General features: G+C 40.7%; 15 protein-coding genes. 10 read left to right on the top strand and 5 right to left on the bottom strand.

Going from position 1 to position 16,157, the window contains the following annotated elements; all coding sequences use genetic code 11:
- Positions 1-30 precede the first annotated feature (30 nt).
- The 7 genes from N745_RS0105785 to N745_RS0105755 all read left to right on the top strand — a co-directional run bounded on the left by N745_RS0105785 (position 31) and on the right by N745_RS0105755 (position 6,962).
- Positions 31-1,581, top strand: a complete 1,551-nt coding sequence (locus tag N745_RS0105785; RefSeq protein WP_245595663.1) for an ABC transporter substrate-binding protein — start codon at positions 31-33, stop codon at positions 1,579-1,581.
- Entirely contained in the window at positions 1,581-2,216 is a 636-nt protein-coding gene (locus tag N745_RS0105780; RefSeq protein ID WP_024851182.1) for a DUF2238 domain-containing protein, read from the top strand. The genes N745_RS0105785 and N745_RS0105780 overlap by 1 nt, the downstream gene beginning before the upstream one ends.
- A gap of 64 nt (positions 2,217-2,280) precedes the next feature.
- On the top strand, positions 2,281-2,760 hold the full coding sequence (locus N745_RS0105775) for a L,D-transpeptidase (protein WP_038070635.1): 480 nt from the start codon (positions 2,281-2,283) through the stop codon (positions 2,758-2,760).
- 24 nt (positions 2,761-2,784) lie between these two features.
- Entirely contained in the window at positions 2,785-3,708 is a 924-nt protein-coding gene (gene nikB, locus N745_RS0105770; protein WP_024851180.1) for a nickel ABC transporter permease, read from the top strand.
- The gene (locus N745_RS0105765) at positions 3,705-4,553 is read left to right on the top strand and encodes an ABC transporter permease (protein WP_024851179.1); all 849 of its coding nucleotides are present in this window, start codon (positions 3,705-3,707) and stop codon (positions 4,551-4,553) included. Before nikB ends, N745_RS0105765 begins: the two co-directional genes overlap by 4 nt.
- A gap of 105 nt (positions 4,554-4,658) precedes the next feature.
- Positions 4,659-5,708: a beta-N-acetylhexosaminidase gene (nagZ, locus tag N745_RS0105760; RefSeq protein ID WP_024851178.1), complete on the top strand. Its 1,050-nt coding sequence runs from the start codon at positions 4,659-4,661 to the stop codon at positions 5,706-5,708.
- Between the two features lie 9 nt (positions 5,709-5,717).
- Positions 5,718-6,962: a mechanosensitive ion channel family protein gene (locus N745_RS0105755; protein ID WP_084657315.1), complete on the top strand. Its 1,245-nt coding sequence runs from the start codon at positions 5,718-5,720 to the stop codon at positions 6,960-6,962.
- A gap of 22 nt (positions 6,963-6,984) precedes the next feature.
- On the opposite strand, the gene murB is transcribed toward N745_RS0105755, so the two are convergent.
- Positions 6,985-8,025: a UDP-N-acetylmuramate dehydrogenase gene (gene murB, locus N745_RS0105750; protein ID WP_281171888.1), complete on the bottom strand. Its 1,041-nt coding sequence runs from the start codon at positions 8,023-8,025 to the stop codon at positions 6,985-6,987.
- A 45-nt stretch (positions 8,026-8,070) separates the two neighbouring features.
- Here murB and N745_RS0105745 point away from each other — a divergent pair, with 45 nt between their 5' ends.
- Positions 8,071-9,423, top strand: coding sequence for a sodium-dependent transporter (locus tag N745_RS0105745; protein ID WP_024851175.1), 1,353 nt, complete (start codon positions 8,071-8,073; stop codon positions 9,421-9,423).
- Between the two features lie 102 nt (positions 9,424-9,525).
- Here N745_RS0105745 and N745_RS0105740 read toward each other — a convergent pair whose 3' ends face one another.
- The 3 genes from N745_RS0105740 to N745_RS0105725 all read right to left on the bottom strand — a co-directional run bounded on the left by N745_RS0105740 (position 9,526) and on the right by N745_RS0105725 (position 11,757).
- A complete protein-coding gene (locus N745_RS0105740; RefSeq protein ID WP_024851174.1) occupies positions 9,526-10,011 on the bottom strand; it encodes a Crp/Fnr family transcriptional regulator in 486 nt (161 codons plus the stop codon).
- Positions 10,012-10,245: 234 nt separating this feature from the next.
- The gene (dapE, locus tag N745_RS0105730) at positions 10,246-11,379 is read right to left on the bottom strand and encodes a succinyl-diaminopimelate desuccinylase (protein ID WP_024851172.1); all 1,134 of its coding nucleotides are present in this window, start codon (positions 11,377-11,379) and stop codon (positions 10,246-10,248) included.
- Positions 11,380-11,406: 27 nt separating this feature from the next.
- Positions 11,407-11,757 (bottom strand): arsenate reductase, encoded by a 351-nt coding sequence (locus tag N745_RS0105725; protein WP_038070634.1) that lies wholly within the window; start codon positions 11,755-11,757, stop codon positions 11,407-11,409.
- Between the two features lie 184 nt (positions 11,758-11,941).
- Between N745_RS0105725 and N745_RS0105720 the strand changes: the two genes are divergently transcribed.
- Both N745_RS0105720 and N745_RS0105715 read left to right on the top strand, forming a co-directional pair.
- A complete protein-coding gene (locus N745_RS0105720; RefSeq protein WP_024851170.1) occupies positions 11,942-12,841 on the top strand; it encodes a DapH/DapD/GlmU-related protein in 900 nt (299 codons plus the stop codon).
- A gap of 265 nt (positions 12,842-13,106) precedes the next feature.
- On the top strand, positions 13,107-13,487 hold the full coding sequence (locus N745_RS0105715) for a VOC family protein (RefSeq protein WP_024851169.1): 381 nt from the start codon (positions 13,107-13,109) through the stop codon (positions 13,485-13,487).
- Between the two features lie 24 nt (positions 13,488-13,511).
- On the opposite strand, the gene glnD is transcribed toward N745_RS0105715, so the two are convergent.
- A complete protein-coding gene (gene glnD, locus N745_RS0105710; RefSeq protein ID WP_024851168.1) occupies positions 13,512-16,145 on the bottom strand; it encodes a [protein-PII] uridylyltransferase in 2,634 nt (877 codons plus the stop codon).
- Between the last annotated feature and the right edge of the window lie 12 nt (positions 16,146-16,157).

Genomic DNA, 16,157 nt, shown 5'->3' with positions numbered 1-16,157 from the left:
GGATTTATTAACCTGCAAGAGTTGCTTTTTATGAAGTTGCAGGCGATGGATAGGCGAACTTTTTTTAAACGGTCTTCAGTTGGGCTGACGGGCTTTACGTTGTTGCCTGCGGTAAGCTTGTTGTCCGGCTGCAAAACGCAGGCGAATGCGAATCAAATTTTGGTTGGTGTCACTTCTCGAACGCGTGTTCTCGACCCTAGACAGGCAACTGATGCGTTATCTAGCCGTCTTAATCGTTTAATTTATCGTCAACTAATAGATTTCAACGAATCCTTTGAGCCCGTTCCTGACTTAGCTTCTTGGGAGAAGCTGTCGCCGACTCAGTATCGTTTTACCCTTCAAGAACGCCCTCAATTCCATCATGGTAAACAATTGGATGCAGATGATGTAGTGGCAACATTCAATTCTATTTTGGATCCCAAAGAAGGGTCTCCTTTAAGGGGATCTTTAAAGCATATCATTTCTGTCAAAGCCATTAACGATGCACAATTTGATTTTTATTTGGCGCATCCTGATACGTTATTTGTTGGTCGTTTGGTGATTGGTATTTTGCCTAAGGACTTGATTGATCAAAAGAACTCTTTTTTGTCTGAACCCATTGGGTGTGGCGCCTGCAGCTTTATCTCTATGGATGAACAGAGATTGGTGTTGCAACGTCCAGATAAAACAACTTTAGAGTTTATACCGGTTAAGGATGCAACGGTTCGCGTATTAAAGCTTCGAAAAGGTGAGTTGGATGTTATTCAAAACGATCTATCACCGGAGTTGCTGAACTATTGTCATCACAGAGATGACCTTGTTGTTGAGTCTCACTTCGGTACCAGCTTTGCCTATATTGGCTTTAACTTCGAAGATCCCTTGTTGTCTCGGTTAGAAATGAGGCAGGCATTAGCACATGGCATTAATCGTCCATCGATTATTAAGACTTTGTTTGCGGGTGAAGCGCGTTTAGCGGGTGGATTGTTGGTGCCAGAGCATTGGTGCGGTGTGCCAGATTTAAATGGTTTTGATTATGATCCAGATAAATCACGTGCTTTATTGAATGAATTAAGAAAACAAACAGATTTGATTAAGCCTTATTTGAATGAAAAGGGTGAAATTCAACTGAGCTATAAAACATCGTCTGATCCAACGCGTATTCGTCTGGCGACCATCTATCAAGCAGAGTTGAAAAAGATTGGTATAGCGCTGGATATTCAAAGTTATGATTGGGGAACCTTTTATAGCGATATTAAAAAAGGGCGCTTCCAACTCTATAGCTTGGCATGGGTGGGAATTAAAAGCCCTGATATATTTCAATATGTATTCGATTCGAATGCGATTCCGCCAAGAGGTGCAAATCGTGGACGTTATCGTGATGCAGAAGCAGATGCTCTTATTCGTGAAGCAGGGAAAACCCAGTCATTGACAGAAGAAGCAAAACTTTATCGACAGTTACAACGTCATTTAGAGACTACACTAGCGGCTATGCCTTTGTGGTATGAAAACCAATATGCTGTGATGAGAAAAGGTATAGAAGGGTATCAACTTTATTCTGATGGTCGTTTTGATGGCTTGTTAAAGGTTAAGAAGACAATCTGATGTCCAGTTATCCTAGCTTGAAGTCTCAGAAAAATAAGCTAGCTTTGTGGTTAGGTATCTTTTTGATGTTGTTGTTTTGGTCTGCTTCTGAGCCTAAAGATTGGCCTACTTGGTGGATGGAAGCCTTACCTGCACTGATTGGCGCCCCCTTGGTCTTATATTATCGCTCTAAAATAGGGGTGACTTCACTTGTTTATTGGTTGGTCTTGTTGCACTGTACTGTGCTATTGATTGGCGCACATTACACCTATGCTGAAGTTCCTTTGTTTTCGGATATGGAGCAGTGGTTGAGTCAAGCAAGAAATAATTACGATAAGGCGGGTCATTTTATACAAGGGTTGGTTCCTGCTATGATTGCTCGTGAATTGTTATTAAGGAAAAAGGTGTTTAAGAGTTGTGCCTGGATGAACTTTTTTATTATCTGTTTTGTTCTTGCTTTGAGTGCCAGCTATGAATTGATAGAATGGAGTGCAGCCATGATTTCGAAAACGGGGGCTGAAGCTTTTCTTGGTACTCAGGGATATGAGTGGGATACGCAAACAGATATGTTGTTTGCTTTAATCGGTGGCGTGATTGGACTGCTGTTTTTGACAAAAATGCATAATACTCAATTACGTTGTTTTTCAAACAATTAGGCCACTTTGTTAAAAACTTAATTACCCCAGCCTGGTAGATTTTTACTCTTTTGGATAGTTTATTTTGAAATTGATTGTTTCCATTCCGCAGCAAACTTTGAGCTTGATAAAAGAGAATCAAGTGGTCAAAAGTTATTCCGTTAGCACAGCACTAGCGGGAGTGGGAAATGAAAAAAATTCAGGACAAACACCTTTAGGTAAACACAAGATTCGCGCTAAGATTGGCGGTGATTTGCCAAAGAATAGTGTGTTGGTCGGACGCAGACCGACTGGAGAAATTTATAATGAAGACTTGGCCCAAACCTACCCGAATCGTGATTGGGTTTTGACACGTATTCTTTGGCTTTCTGGTTTAGAAAAAGGCATTAATCGGTTGGGTAATCAAGATACCATGCAGCGCTATATTTATATTCACGGTACGCCTGACTCAGAACCTATGGGGATTCCGAAATCTCATGGCTGTATTCGTATGCGTAATGAGGATGTGATAGCGTTGTTTGATAGCGTACCTTTAGGATGTGAAGTGGAGATTATTAATGCCTAACTACCATTGGAGCTGCTCTCAAAGATGATTCAGTATCTTGTTCGACTGATTGGTTCTCTCATTTTTATTTCTTGGGTAGTTGGGACTTTGGTATTTTTGTTGATTCATCTTGTGCCTGGCGACCCAGTTGAGGTGATGTTAGGAGATTGGGCCAGCCCTGCGGATGCGGATGCTTTGCGCCATCAGCTAGGTTTGGATTTACCTTTATTTCAGCAGTATATTCATTATTTGTTTGGCCTAGTGCAAGGTGATTTTGGACAGTCACTTTTTTACCAACAACCCGTTTCAGAACTCATTGCCAATCGTTTCCCTTATACGTTACAGCTTGCAGTTTTATCCTTGATGATTGCAATATTGATCGCTTTCCCATTAGGCATTTGGGCATCTATGCGTGCAGGAAAATGGCCGGATCATCTTGCAATGACAGTTTCTTTGGTTGGGGTTTCCGTTCCAAACTTTTGGTTGGGACCGATGTTGATTTTAGCGTTTTCCATTGGATTATCTTTACTCCCCGTAAGCGGGGCAGAACAGCCTTTTTCTTGGGTATTGCCATCCATCACCTTAGGTACGGCATTGGCGGCGATTCTAGCAAGAATGTTACGTGCTTCGTTGCTTGAAATTTATCATGAGGATTTTATTCGTACCGCTAGAGCGAAAGGATTGTCGAGCACGGCGGTTTATGGTCGCCATGCCTTGATGAATGCTATGTTGCCAGTTATCACGGTGTTGGGGCTTCAGCTTGGTACTTTGCTTGGTGGTGCGGTGATTACCGAAGTGGTTTTTGATTGGCCTGGATTGGGGCAATTGCTGGTTGAATCCATTCAACGTCGTGATTACCCTGTGGTACAGGCCTGTATCTTGATTATCAGTATGGCTTATATTTTGGTAAATGGTTTGACTGAAGTGGTTTATGCTTGGTTGGATCCAAGGATACGTTTAGCAAAATGATTACTCGAGTACAAATACAAGCAGCAACATCCTATCTTTCTGGTTTTAAATCACTGCCGTTATGGGTTGTGGTTTGTTGGTCCGTGATGGCGCTTGCTGGTGGGTTTGTTGGTGTAGAAGCGACAAATATTGATTTAAGTAAGCTTCTGGCATTTGGCATTGATCAAAGCTTGCTTGGGTACGATGAGTTGGGGCGCCCCGTTTGGGATAGGTTGCTCATGGGAGCACAGACATCCTTTTTGGTAGCTCTAGGCGTGGTGGTTTTTTCTTCAATGATTGGCACAACCATTGGTGTGTACAGTGCCTATGTCGGTGGTTGGACAGATAAAATTATTCTGAAAATAATTGATGTTTTTTTAGCTTTTCCGGGATTGTTGTTGGCAATAGCTTTGGCTGGTATTTTGGGGCCGGGCATTGAAAACGTGGTTTTTGCATTGGTGACGGTTGGCTGGGTTAGTTATGCTCGTTTAGCACGGGCTCAGACATTGAGCTTGCGTAACCGAGAACATATTCAGGCCGCAAAAGCTTTTGGTGTACCAACCTATTTGATTTTATGGCGCCACTTATTGCCGTTGATACTGGCACCTTTAGGGGTTGAGGCAACGTTTGGCATTGCGGGTGCGGTTATTTCCGAAGCAGGGCTTTCATTTCTAGGATTAGGAGTTCAAGCACCGGATGCTTCTTGGGGTAGTATGATCAGAGAAGGTACGCGTTACCTCTTGGTTGCACCGCATCTAGTCTTAGCTCCAGGTATTGCCTTAATGCTGGTTGTGCTGGCGGTGAATCTTTTGGGGGATCAGTGGCGAGACTATTTGGATGTTAAGTCGAAGTCACGCAGAGATTAGTCTGATTCACCTATTTAGCCTTTTGGTTTAAACCTAATTATAATGACTGAAAATAACAAGAGAAAATAACCGAAGCTTATGGAGAAAGTCGCTCACGGAAAAGCCATGTCACTTGGTTGTGTCATGATTGACATTGAAGGTACGCGTTTAACGGAAACCGATCGAGAACGACTGTTAAACCCTTTGGTTGCAGGCGTAATTTTATTTTCCAGACATTTTGAGTCCGTTGAGCAGCTTCAGAAGTTGACAGATGAAATTCATTATCTTCGCCACCCAAAATTGTTGATAGCAGTTGATCATGAGGGGGGAAGAGTACAACGCTTTAAAGAAGGCTTTAGCCGTTTGCCGGCAATGCGTTTGATTGGGCAAATGTACGATAAGTCACCTGAAAAAGCCAAGGAAATGGCAGCTGATGTTGGTTGGCTTATGGCAACGGAACTTTTGTCTGTGGGCGTTGATTTCAGTTTTGCACCCGTTGCAGACTTGAACTTTGGTGGAAGCCGAGTGATTGGGGATCGTTCTTTTCATTCTAACCCGCAGGTTGTGGCTGATTTGACATGGCATTTGATGGATGGCATGCATAAAGCCGGGATGGCATCTGTGGCTAAGCATTTCCCCGGGCATGGCTATATCCAAGCCGACACGCATTATGAAATAGCTGTCGATGAACGTAGTTTTAATGAAATTTCACAGCAAGATTTACAGCCTTTCTTACGCCTCATAGAAAATCAAGTTGAAGCGATTATGCCTGCACATGTGATTTATCCGAAAATGGATTCATTGCCTGCGGGTTTCTCGAAACATTGGCTACAGGATGTTTTAAGAAAGCAATGTCATTTTGAAGGCGCAATTATCAGTGATGATCTGTCAATGAAAGCGGCAGAGGTATTTGGTACGCCAGCGAAGCGAGTAACTATGGCACTGGAAGCAGGGTGTGATTTGGTTTTAGTCTGTAACGATTCGACCGCGGCGGATGATGTGTTGGCAAATGTAAGATGGGATGCCGATGCTTTGTCTCACGCTCGACTAATCCGCTTGCATGGAAAGCCACAACTGCATTATTCTCAATTGCACAAAGATCCACAGTGGCAATCTAAATCTTATGCAGTAAACCATTTTTTGAATGAAGTTAACCAACAGGAATTGTTAGGGTAAGCAAGGTATATGAGTAAAGTACAAGATCCATCGACAATTGATTTAGTGACGGAACCCGTCGTTCATCACTCACCAACTTTATTTGAAGATCTGACCTTCACTGGTTTTTCTGAGCTAATCAGAATGTTTCCAGATACTTGGCTTGCATTGACACACATATTTGGCAATTATATTTGGCTGTTGCTGCTGTTGGTTATTTTGGGCTTTACGTTTATTGCAGATTTTGTCATTCGTTTAGTGCTAGTCCGCTTTGCGCGCTATTTGCAACGTCATAAGAAGGAATTTTCTAGAACGTTCTTTGTCGCATTAAAAGCCCCCATTTCTTTTTATATCTGGTTGTCAGGGACCGTATTTGCATTAAATACTTTGCTGCTAACCTTTAAAGTCTTTACCGACCTTGTTCCTTATATTAATGGTTTTAAGTCTTCTTTGGCGTTGATTGCCTTGGCATGGTTTTCGATTCGTTGGGTGCAAAAAATCGAAGGCTATCTAAAAAAACTGGAGCGTTCAAGTAGCAAGTGGGATCCTGTCAGTCTTGAGGCTCTGGCAAAGATTTTTAAACTCACGGTATTTATTATTACAGGTATTGTGGTACTAAGTGCTTTTGGTGTTAACCTCACAGGATTAATAGCATTTGGTGGTATTGGTGGGGTTGCAGTCGGTTTTGCCGCTAAGGACTTGGTGAGTAATGTGCTAGGTGGTTTGATGCTCTATATGGATAAACCTTTTGTAACGGGAGATTGGATTCGCTCACCAGATAAGGAAATAGAGGGTACGGTAGAAAGTATTGGTTGGCGAATGACCATCGTAAGAACTTTTGATAAGCGTCCTCTTTATATTCCAAATGGGATGTTTGCCACCATTTCGATAGAGAACCCGTCACGCATGACCAATCGACGTATTAAAGAGACCATTGGTGTTCGTTACTGTGATATTGATCAAGTGGCAAAAATAACCAGCGAAGTTAAAGCAATGTTGCTTTCTCATCCTGATATTGATAGCAACCAGACATTGATAGTTAGTTTCAATGGTTTTGGCGCCTCATCATTGGATATGCTCGTTTATACCTTTACCAAAACCACTGTTTGGGTTGAATTTCATGAAGTGAAAGAAAGGGTTCTGCTTAAGATTGCGGAAATTATCGAAAGCCATGGTGCGGAAATAGCCTTCCCGACCAGAACACTTTACATAGAAGATTCAGTAAAGCTTGAAGAGGTTACAACAAAGTCAACAAGTGCCGAGGCTTTAAAATGAAGGAAAGCTTTGATTAAAAAGGTTATTTTAGGACGATTACTTCACGTTCTAAGTGGATGCCGAACATATGATCAATGTCTTCACGAATTCTTTGTGAAAGCATCACAATGTCTTCACCATTTGCGCCGCCATAATTCACCAAGAACAAAGCGTGTTTTTCTGATACGCCAACTGTCTTATTAAGGCATTTTTTACCTTTCCATCCTGCTTGTTCTATTAGCCAGGCTGCCGGAATCTTGTATTGGTTATCAAGCATTTTGTGGTAGGGAATGTCGCCATGCTTTTCGACAAGTTTTTGGAAATACTCTTCAGAAACAATAGGGTTTTTGAAAAAGCTACCGGCATTGCCATAGATACGAGGATCTGGAAGACGCTTTTGTCGGATTTCTACGATCGCGTCAAATACGTCTCGCGAAGTTAACTCTGTTTTGTCGCGATCATTAAGCGCCTCTTTTAACGGTTCATAATAGAGGTTAGGGTGGCCAGCATGAGCTTTTCTTAACCTAAAGGTCACTCGGTGAACCAGTAAAGAGTTTTCGTATTCAGTTTTGAATATGCTTTGGCGATAACCAAACTGACAGTCAGAGTGTCTAAATTCGCGCCGTTCTCCGTTGAAAAGGTTTAGGGTTTGTACGCGAGTAATAGTATCTTCTGCTTCGGCACCATAAGCGCCGATATTTTGTACAGGTGCAGCGCCAACCGTTCCAGGAATCAGAGCAAGGTTTTCTAATCCCCAGTAACCATGGTCAACGGTGTATTCTACAAATGTATGCCAGTCTAAACCTGCGCCAACTGATAGCCAAATGTTGTCTTCGTCTTCTTTTACAACTTTGATTTTTTTAAAGCGACAAGAAACGACGACCTTTTCTAAGTCGTGAGTGAAAAGGAGGTTGCTACCTCCTCCAATAATCATCCAGGGTAAGGCGGCAAGCTTAAGGTCAGAACGTAATGTTGTGATATCAGATTGTTTTTCAATTTCAACCAAGTAGTGTGCTTTGACATCAATATGGAAGGTATTGTGGTTCTTTAGTGAATAATTAGCCTGAATACGCATATCTGTTATAATTTTTTGAAAATTTAGACATATAGGGATTATAAAGGAAACATCATGTCTCGGTTAAAACTTTCCACCACTTCTTGGACAACTCAAACAGCATTTATCATGGCTGCTACCGGTTCGGCTGTTGGGCTAGGAAATTTATGGAAATTTCCGTACATAACAGGGGAGAATGGTGGTGGTGCCTTCGTGTTGGTGTATTTGTTGTGTGTTTTACTTATTGGTCTCCCCGTTTTAATTGCTGAAATTACTTTAGGTAGAAGAGGTGGAGCTAATCCACCGCAAGCTTTATCTAACTTAGCGAAAGAATCTAAAGCGTCCAAATGGTGGTGGCTATTGGGATTGAATGGTCTTTTGGCTGGCTGTTTGATTCTATCCTTTTATACCGTGATTGCAGGCTGGGGTGTTGCTTACTTTTTCGAAAGTCTATCCGGTGATTTTATTAATATTTCGGCAAAATCCGTTAGTACAAACTTTTCTAGCCTGATAGCCAACCCTTGGCAATTGGCTTTTTGGCATACAGTTGCAATGCTCATTACCGTTTATATTGTGTCAAAAGGTGTAAAAGGTGGGCTGGAAAAGGCAGTAAACATCATGATGCCTGGGTTGTTTATTATTTTACTTATCTTGTTAGGTTATGCAGCTTCGACAGATGCATTTGCCGAGAGCTTTCATTTTCTATTTTATCCTGATTTTTCTAAACTGACGTGGCAGGGTGTTTTGGTCGCAATGGGACATGCTTTTTTTACATTAAGCGTGGGCATGGGCACCATGATGGTTTATGGTTCTTATTTATCAAAAGACTATTCAATTCCACGAGCAGGTCTTTGGATAGCGCTAATTGATACTCTAGTGGCATTAATTGCAGGATTGGTTATCTTTTCTGTTGTTTTTGCGAACCATTTACACGCAGGTTCTGGGCCTGGTTTGCTTTTCCAAACGTTACCGGTAGCATTTGGAAAAATGTCAGGTGGCTGGTTTTTTGGGACCCTGTTTTTTGCCCTTGTTGTATTGGCGGCATTAAGTTCAGCAATTTCATTAATAGAACCTGCAGCTAGCTGGCTAGAACAAAACTGGGGTATTAAGCGCCTTAAGGCCACCGTAATTCTTGGGTTATTAACATGGGTTTTAGGCTTGGGGACTGTACTTTCATTTAATGAATGGAAAAGCGTGCATTTCATTGGTGACAGAACTTTATTTGATTCACTAGATTTTTTAACAACTAATATTATGCTGCCGTTAGGCGGGTTACTAATGGCAGTTTTTGTTGCTTGGGTAATGACTCAGCAACAGCGTGATGATGAGATGGAAATGCCTTCACCGTGGAAAGATTTTTACCGCAACGTATTGAAGTTCATTACGCCAACAGCAATTCTTATCGTGTTTATTTACAATCTTTTGTGAAGTACGGAATCGAAATAAGCCGCCGCTTAGATTGAAACCTAGTTTTTAGGTTTGGTCTATGCGAATCGACTTGATAATAGGCGTGTTTGATTACTACAAAAATTAATACTGAGTTGTATACTCGTTTAGTACCATACGATGCATTTCAAGGTTTTCTTGAAGCATTTTGCGTTGAAGGTTGTGCGAATATCTCAAAATAGATTTCATGACGTTAAAAACGACACGGTTATTTTTTTCAGCAAGTTGCTCAAAGTCATCACGGTGCAGAACAAGAACTTCAGAGTCAATACGTGCTTTTAGTCTCATAGTGTGAGCATCACCATCTATAAAGCTTAGCTCTCCAATGACAGAACCTGGTTTCAAAGAATTGATACTAAGTTCTTTGTCTGGGCCTATCGCTTTTAATATATCGAGTTTACCGTTAATTAAGATATATAAGCTGGCATCAACCGTTCCGGCATCAAATAAAATTTCGTTTTGAGCTAATTTTTTATGTTTGACAATGTCAGATAAGATTTCACAATCTTCTTGAACAAGGTCGCTACCGAGAACGGATTGAGAGATAAGTTGTACATCAGCTTTCCCCATAATTGAGTGTCTCCTTATTTATGGATCACATCCAGTCGTTCGACTGGAAAGAAAATGTCAAAAAATAGTCCGATAGCTAGCGAAAACAATAAAACGGCTACGAAAACAATTAGAATTGATCGAGCTAGCTTATTGTCGATAAATTTCGCCTTCCACTCTTCATTTTTCAAATTTGGCCAGATAATGACAATGAATAATGCTAAGACTAGAAGTTCGATGACGGTATACATAGCGTTAGTTTACCAGCAGATTAACCAGTGTTTGATAATAAATTTGAGTCAATTTTTCCAGGTCTGCTGTACTTACTTGTTCATCGATTTTATGAATGGTATCGTTTAATGGACCCAACTCAATGACTTGAGCACCAGTAGTTGCAATAAAACGACCATCAGATGTGCCACCACCGGTAGAAAGTTGGGGCTCATAACCCAGTTCAGCCTCGACTGCTTTTTTAACCGCTTGTATGAGCTTGCCATCGGCAGGCGTAATAAAAGGCATGCCAGAAAGGTTCCAATCAAGATCGTACTCTAGTTGATTATCATCTAATATGCCGTGTACGGCATCTTTTAGCTTTTCAGGTGTTTGCTCTGTGGAAAAACGGAAATTGAAATCAACTATACAATCACCAGGAATAACGTTGGTTGTACCTGTACCAGAGTGAATGTTGGATACTTGGAAAGAAGTAGGGGGGAAGTATTCGTTTCCGTTATCCCACACTTTTTCAGTTAAATTAAGTAGTGCTGGTGCAAATGTATGTATGGGGTTACGCGCAAGTTCTGGATAGGCAATATGCCCTTGGATACCTTTTATACGAAGTTTTCCACTAAGTGAACCTCGGCGTCCATTTTTGATGGAGTCGCCTAATTTTTTTGAGCTGGAAGGTTCTCCTACAAGACAGTAGTCAAACTTTTCATTTCTGGCTTCAAGCGTTTCAACCACTTTCACTGTGCCGTCAATGGCTGGACCTTCTTCATCACTAGTGATTAAAAAGCCAATGGAACCATTGGTGTTTGGGTGGTTTGATAAAAACTGCTGGGTTGCGATCATGAAGCAAGCAATACTACTTTTCATGTCAGCAGAACCACGTCCAACCAACATGCCATTATCTATTTTGGCTTCAAACGGAGGGTGTGTCCAACGTTCAACAGGACCTGTTGGCACAACATCTGTATGTCCCGCAAATACAATGAATGGACCTTTTGTACCATAGCGTGCCCAAAGATTTGATACTTCGCCAAAATTCATTTGCTCGATTTTGAAGCCTAGAGGTGCAAGAAAATCAGTGATCAGGTTTTGACACCCCTTGTCATTAGGTGTGACAGAGTCAATTCGAATTAATTGCTGTGCGAGTTGGATTGTTTCACTCATATTGGATGCTTTTGTATAGGTTGAAATTTATTTCAAGAGATCTTCGTATTCTGCCTGTTTGAAGCCGATAAGTAAATCGCCATTGACTTCCAATACAGGACGTTTTATTAAGGTTGGCATTTCGGTTAAAACAGACAAATCGGAGCCAGAAATTAGCGTGGATTTTTGATCATCCGTTAATTGTTTCCAACTGGTGCTTCTTTTATTAACCAGAACATCCAACGGCTGTTTGCTTACCCATGATTCGATGGTCTCAATACTCAACCCCAGCTTTTTGAAATCATGGAATTCATAATCTGTGCCGTGCGTTTCCAAGAATTTACGTGCTCTACGAACGGTATCGCAATTTGGGATGCCATACATTTTCATGTTATTCATACTTGTTGCTTAGAAGTCAATTGTTTGAAAGCGAGTGATTATATAGCTTATCTACTCTCATTTCCTTAAAAGGGATAAAAAAGCCATTAAATCCTCGCTTTTCGTAGATGTAATTTTGTATCTATATTGCCAAGAAGGTATACTTTATCGTTTATTTATTTTTGATTTTGAAGAGACAAGAGATATGACAATCAAGCGAATTGGACACCGTTATTGCGATGCTAAAACCGGAACGACTTTGGATGTATGGTTTCCTCGTTCTAATAAAGAAATCGCCCGTAACTGTTTGGCGTTACAGGCAGGTGTAATCAAAGCCGATTTTGTAACGGTTGAAATTGACTCAATTGATGACGCGCCTAAGTCGGCAGAAGAGGCCTATTTACGTCTACACTTGTTGTCAGAGTGCGCTTACAAGCCACACGAAATTAACTTGGATGGTGTATTTGGCCTATTGGCTAATGTTGCTTGGACCAGTGCGGGACCTGTCCTTCCGTCTGAGGTTGAAAACTTACGTGAAGCAATCTCTGATCAGCCTATCCAGTTAACCATTACATCTATCGATAAGTTCCCACGTATGGTGGATTATGTGATTCCTGAAGGTGTTCGTATTGGTGATGCAGACCGCGTTCGACTTGGTGCTCACTTGGCTTCTGGGACAACGATCATGCATGAAGGTTTTGTTAACTTCAATGCAGGTACATTGGGACAATCAATGGTTGAAGGGCGAATTTCTGCTGGTGTAGTGGTAGGTGATCATACTGACATCGGTGGCGGTGCTTCAATTATGGGTACGCTTTCTGGTGGTGGTAAACAAGTTATCTCTATGGGGCAGCGCAATCTACTAGGCGCTAACGCAGGTCTTGGCATTTCTCTGGGTGATGACTGTATTGTTGAATCAGGTCTTTACTTGACAGCAGGGACTAAGGTAAAAATGCCAGATGGTTCTATTGTGTCAGCTCGTGATTTGTCTGGACAATCGAAACTGCTATTCCGTCGCCATAGCCAAACTGGTGAAGTGCAAGCTGTTATGACTGATGGAACGCTTTGGGGCGGGCTAAATAGTGTTCTGCACAATAACGACTAAATAATCATATTGTTTATCAATCATTGTAGAGCAATATATTGAATTACTCGGCTATGCTGGTCGAGTAATTTTCACTTTCTTTCCTATCTTTTTAAACATTAAATGGTTATATAACTTAATTCCAAACCTGTTGTTTTTACTCTTGGTTTTTCTAAAGAGTACATGAAATTCTTCTTATTTCTTGTTCTTGCCTCATTTGACCTGACGTTGAGTTTTATGCACTTTGGTATAATCACATTGTTTTAAATTCTTGAGGGGCATTAATATGTCTAAATGTTTGGGATTCGATCATGTCAGTATCCTTGTTAAGGATGCGGATGCATCGCTTAAGTTTTATCAGAATTTGCTTGGGTTGGATATTCTGGAACGCCCAAATTTAGGTTTCCCCGGCTATTGGCTTGATTTGCAACAAGGGCAGAGCATACATCTTATGGAGTTAGATAACCCGAATGCTAATGTAGAACGCCCTGAGCATGGTGGTAGGGACTATCACTTTGCGTTAAGAGTCAGTGCTATTGAAGAGTTTAAGCGTAAATTAGAGTCGATGGGAATCGCATATACAGCTAGCCGATCGGGTAGAAAAGCACTTTTTGTTCGCGACTTGGATGAGAATGCGTTCGAATTGTTTGAATCCCCAGTTACTTAGTCTTGTAAGTCGAAGTTAGAGCGTTTATTCAATATATTCGAGTAAGGTTGCAGTTAGTTTTTCTTTTAGGTCATCTTGTTTTAGCGAAATTTGATGTGCTGAACTGATTAGGAAAACATCTTCTGCTTTTTCACCTACAGTGTTGATTCTTGCACCATGTACGCGAATTTCACATTGTTTGAATGCTAGACCTATACGTGCTAGCAATCCAGGGATGTCTTTTGTGTGAATCGTGAGTTCTGTAAACTGGTCGCTCACCTCATTGAATTTTATTTCGGTAGGAGTCTCGAATACACGAATTCTTCGAGGTTGAGGCTGTTGTGATTGAGGAGAGGGGCTAGATAAACTTAGCTCATAATGCAAGGTTTCAGTGATTTGATATAGTTTTTCCTTGTCATCGATGCAATTGTTTTCTCTATCAAGTAAGTAAATAATGACAAGTGTTTGACCGTTTGAACCGGAGTATATCTTGGCCTCGACAATGTTTAAGCCTAGTTTATCAATGATATTGGTAATTTGTGCGAACAGGTAGTTGCGGTCAGGCATGTAAAGAATCAGCTCTGTTGCACCTCGCTGTGTTTTACCTTCTAGGTTTATCAGAATGTTTTGCTTATCCGCATTGTAGAGCTGTTTGGTGATGCGAGATATTTCTGCTGTGGTTTGTTGATTGAAGAGTTCAGTTTTATCAAATGCAGCCCAAAACTCTTGATAGTCAGACGTATGGATTTCTCTTTTTTTCAATAGCTCTCGAGCGCGTTCTTTATTCAGGATTGCTTGCTTTGTTTTGTCTCTTGGTAAAGCGGATGAGTTGTCTAAAGCCTGAGTTGTTCTGTGATAAAGCTGCAAGAAAAGCTGGTTTTTCCAGTCATTCCAAACATCTTGGGATGTAGCTAATACGTCTGCTAAAGTTAACAAGTACAGGTAATCCAATCGTTCTTGGTTATCGACAGTTTTTGCAAACTGTGTAATAACTTGAGGGTCAGATAAATCCTTTTTCTGTGCAATATATGAAAACTCAAGGTGTTTTAGAACTAGCCAACTTAAAAGCGTACTGTCGTTTTCCGAAAGGTTGTGTCGGAAGCTAAAGTTTTTGGCATCAATCGCACCGAGTTCTTCATGTGCACCGTCTCTTCCTTTAGCAATATCATGAAACAAGCCCGCTAAAAGTAGTATTTCAGGTTTGCATATGTTTTTCGCAATCTGATGCGCTGTAGGGAATTCATAAGCATGATCATCTACAAAGAATCGTCGAATATTTCGTATAACTAAGAGGGTGTGTTCATCAACTGTATAAGCATGAAATATATTGAATTGCATTAGTCCTGATATTTTTTGGAAAACAGGTAGGTAAGCACCAAGAATACCATAAGCGTGCATACGTTTTAGTGAGGCATTTACACCTTTTGGTTGGCGAAATATCTCAATAAAAAGGGCTTTGTTTATTGGGTCAGAACGGAATTCTTTATTGATTAAATGTAGGTTGTTTCGAATAAGTCGAATGGTTCTAGAGCGAATCCCTTGTATAGATTGCTTGTAATTTTCTAGAATAATAAAAATTTCTAGTAATGCCGTTGGGTTTTTTTCAAAAAGGTCATCATGTTTAACATCTAGGTAATTGTTAATCATTTGAAACCTAGGATTGATATGTTCAATCGACTCTTGCTCTGGTTTGAAGATTTCTTCTTTAAAATGCTGGATTAAAATTTCATTCAATCGAGCAACAGCACTGACATTTTGATAGTAGGGCTTCATAAAGCTTTCAACCATCTTATTGGTGTCGTCGTCATGAAAACCAAATAACTCGGCTAACTGTTGTTGATATTCAAAAAGAAGCCTGTCTTCATGGCGTTTTTTGAGTCGATGAAGGCCAAAACGAATTTTGTTCAGATACCAGTAAGCTTTTTGAATTTCTTGAAACTCTCTAAGAGAGATAAAGTCATGTTCAAGCAACCCTTGAAATGAGTGTGCACCAAAGTGACGCTTGGCTATCCAGAATATGGTTTGTAGGTCTCTTAAACCACCTGGACTTTCTTTTACGTTTGGTTCTAATTGATAAAATGTATCTTGAAAGCGTTTATGACGTACTTGCTGCTCTTCCAGTTTTGCTTCAAAAAACTGAATGCTGGGCCAGAAGGTTTTGTTGAGCCAAATTTTTTGTAGTTTTTGTGAAATTTCGTAGTCGCCAGCGAGCCAGCGAGATTCAATTAGACTGGTTGCTGTTGAAAGATCTTCTTTTGCATCAGCGATGCATTCTGCAATACTTCGAACAGAATGACCAACTTGAAAGCCTAGGTCCCATAAATAGGTAATAAAGTCTGAAATAGGGTCTTTAAATTGAGTGCAATTATCACCAAGAATGAGAAGGTCAATATCTGAATAGGGTTGAAGTTCTTGTCGTCCGTAGCCACCAACAGCGACTAAAGAAATGTTTTCCTGTTCTTCTTTTGATAAGAAGTGATGCCATATTTTAATGATGAGCTGATCAACAAAAGAAGTGCGTTCCTTTAGCAAGCTTTCGATTGAACTATTATTGTCAAATTTTTCAAATTGTTGTTGGTTGAACTGTTCTAAAAGTAGACGCCCATTTTGCAAAGAAACTTTTCGCTCATCATGTTGAAGGCTTGATATAAAGTTTGGCAAAACAGGTGTGTCTGACATGAAAAAGGCTCA

Origin of the sequence: Hydrogenovibrio kuenenii DSM 12350, from assembly GCF_000526715.1 — a bacterium.
GTDB lineage: Bacteria > Pseudomonadota > Gammaproteobacteria > Thiomicrospirales > Thiomicrospiraceae > Hydrogenovibrio > Hydrogenovibrio kuenenii.
This window is presented reverse-complemented; position numbering and strand designations above follow the sequence as displayed.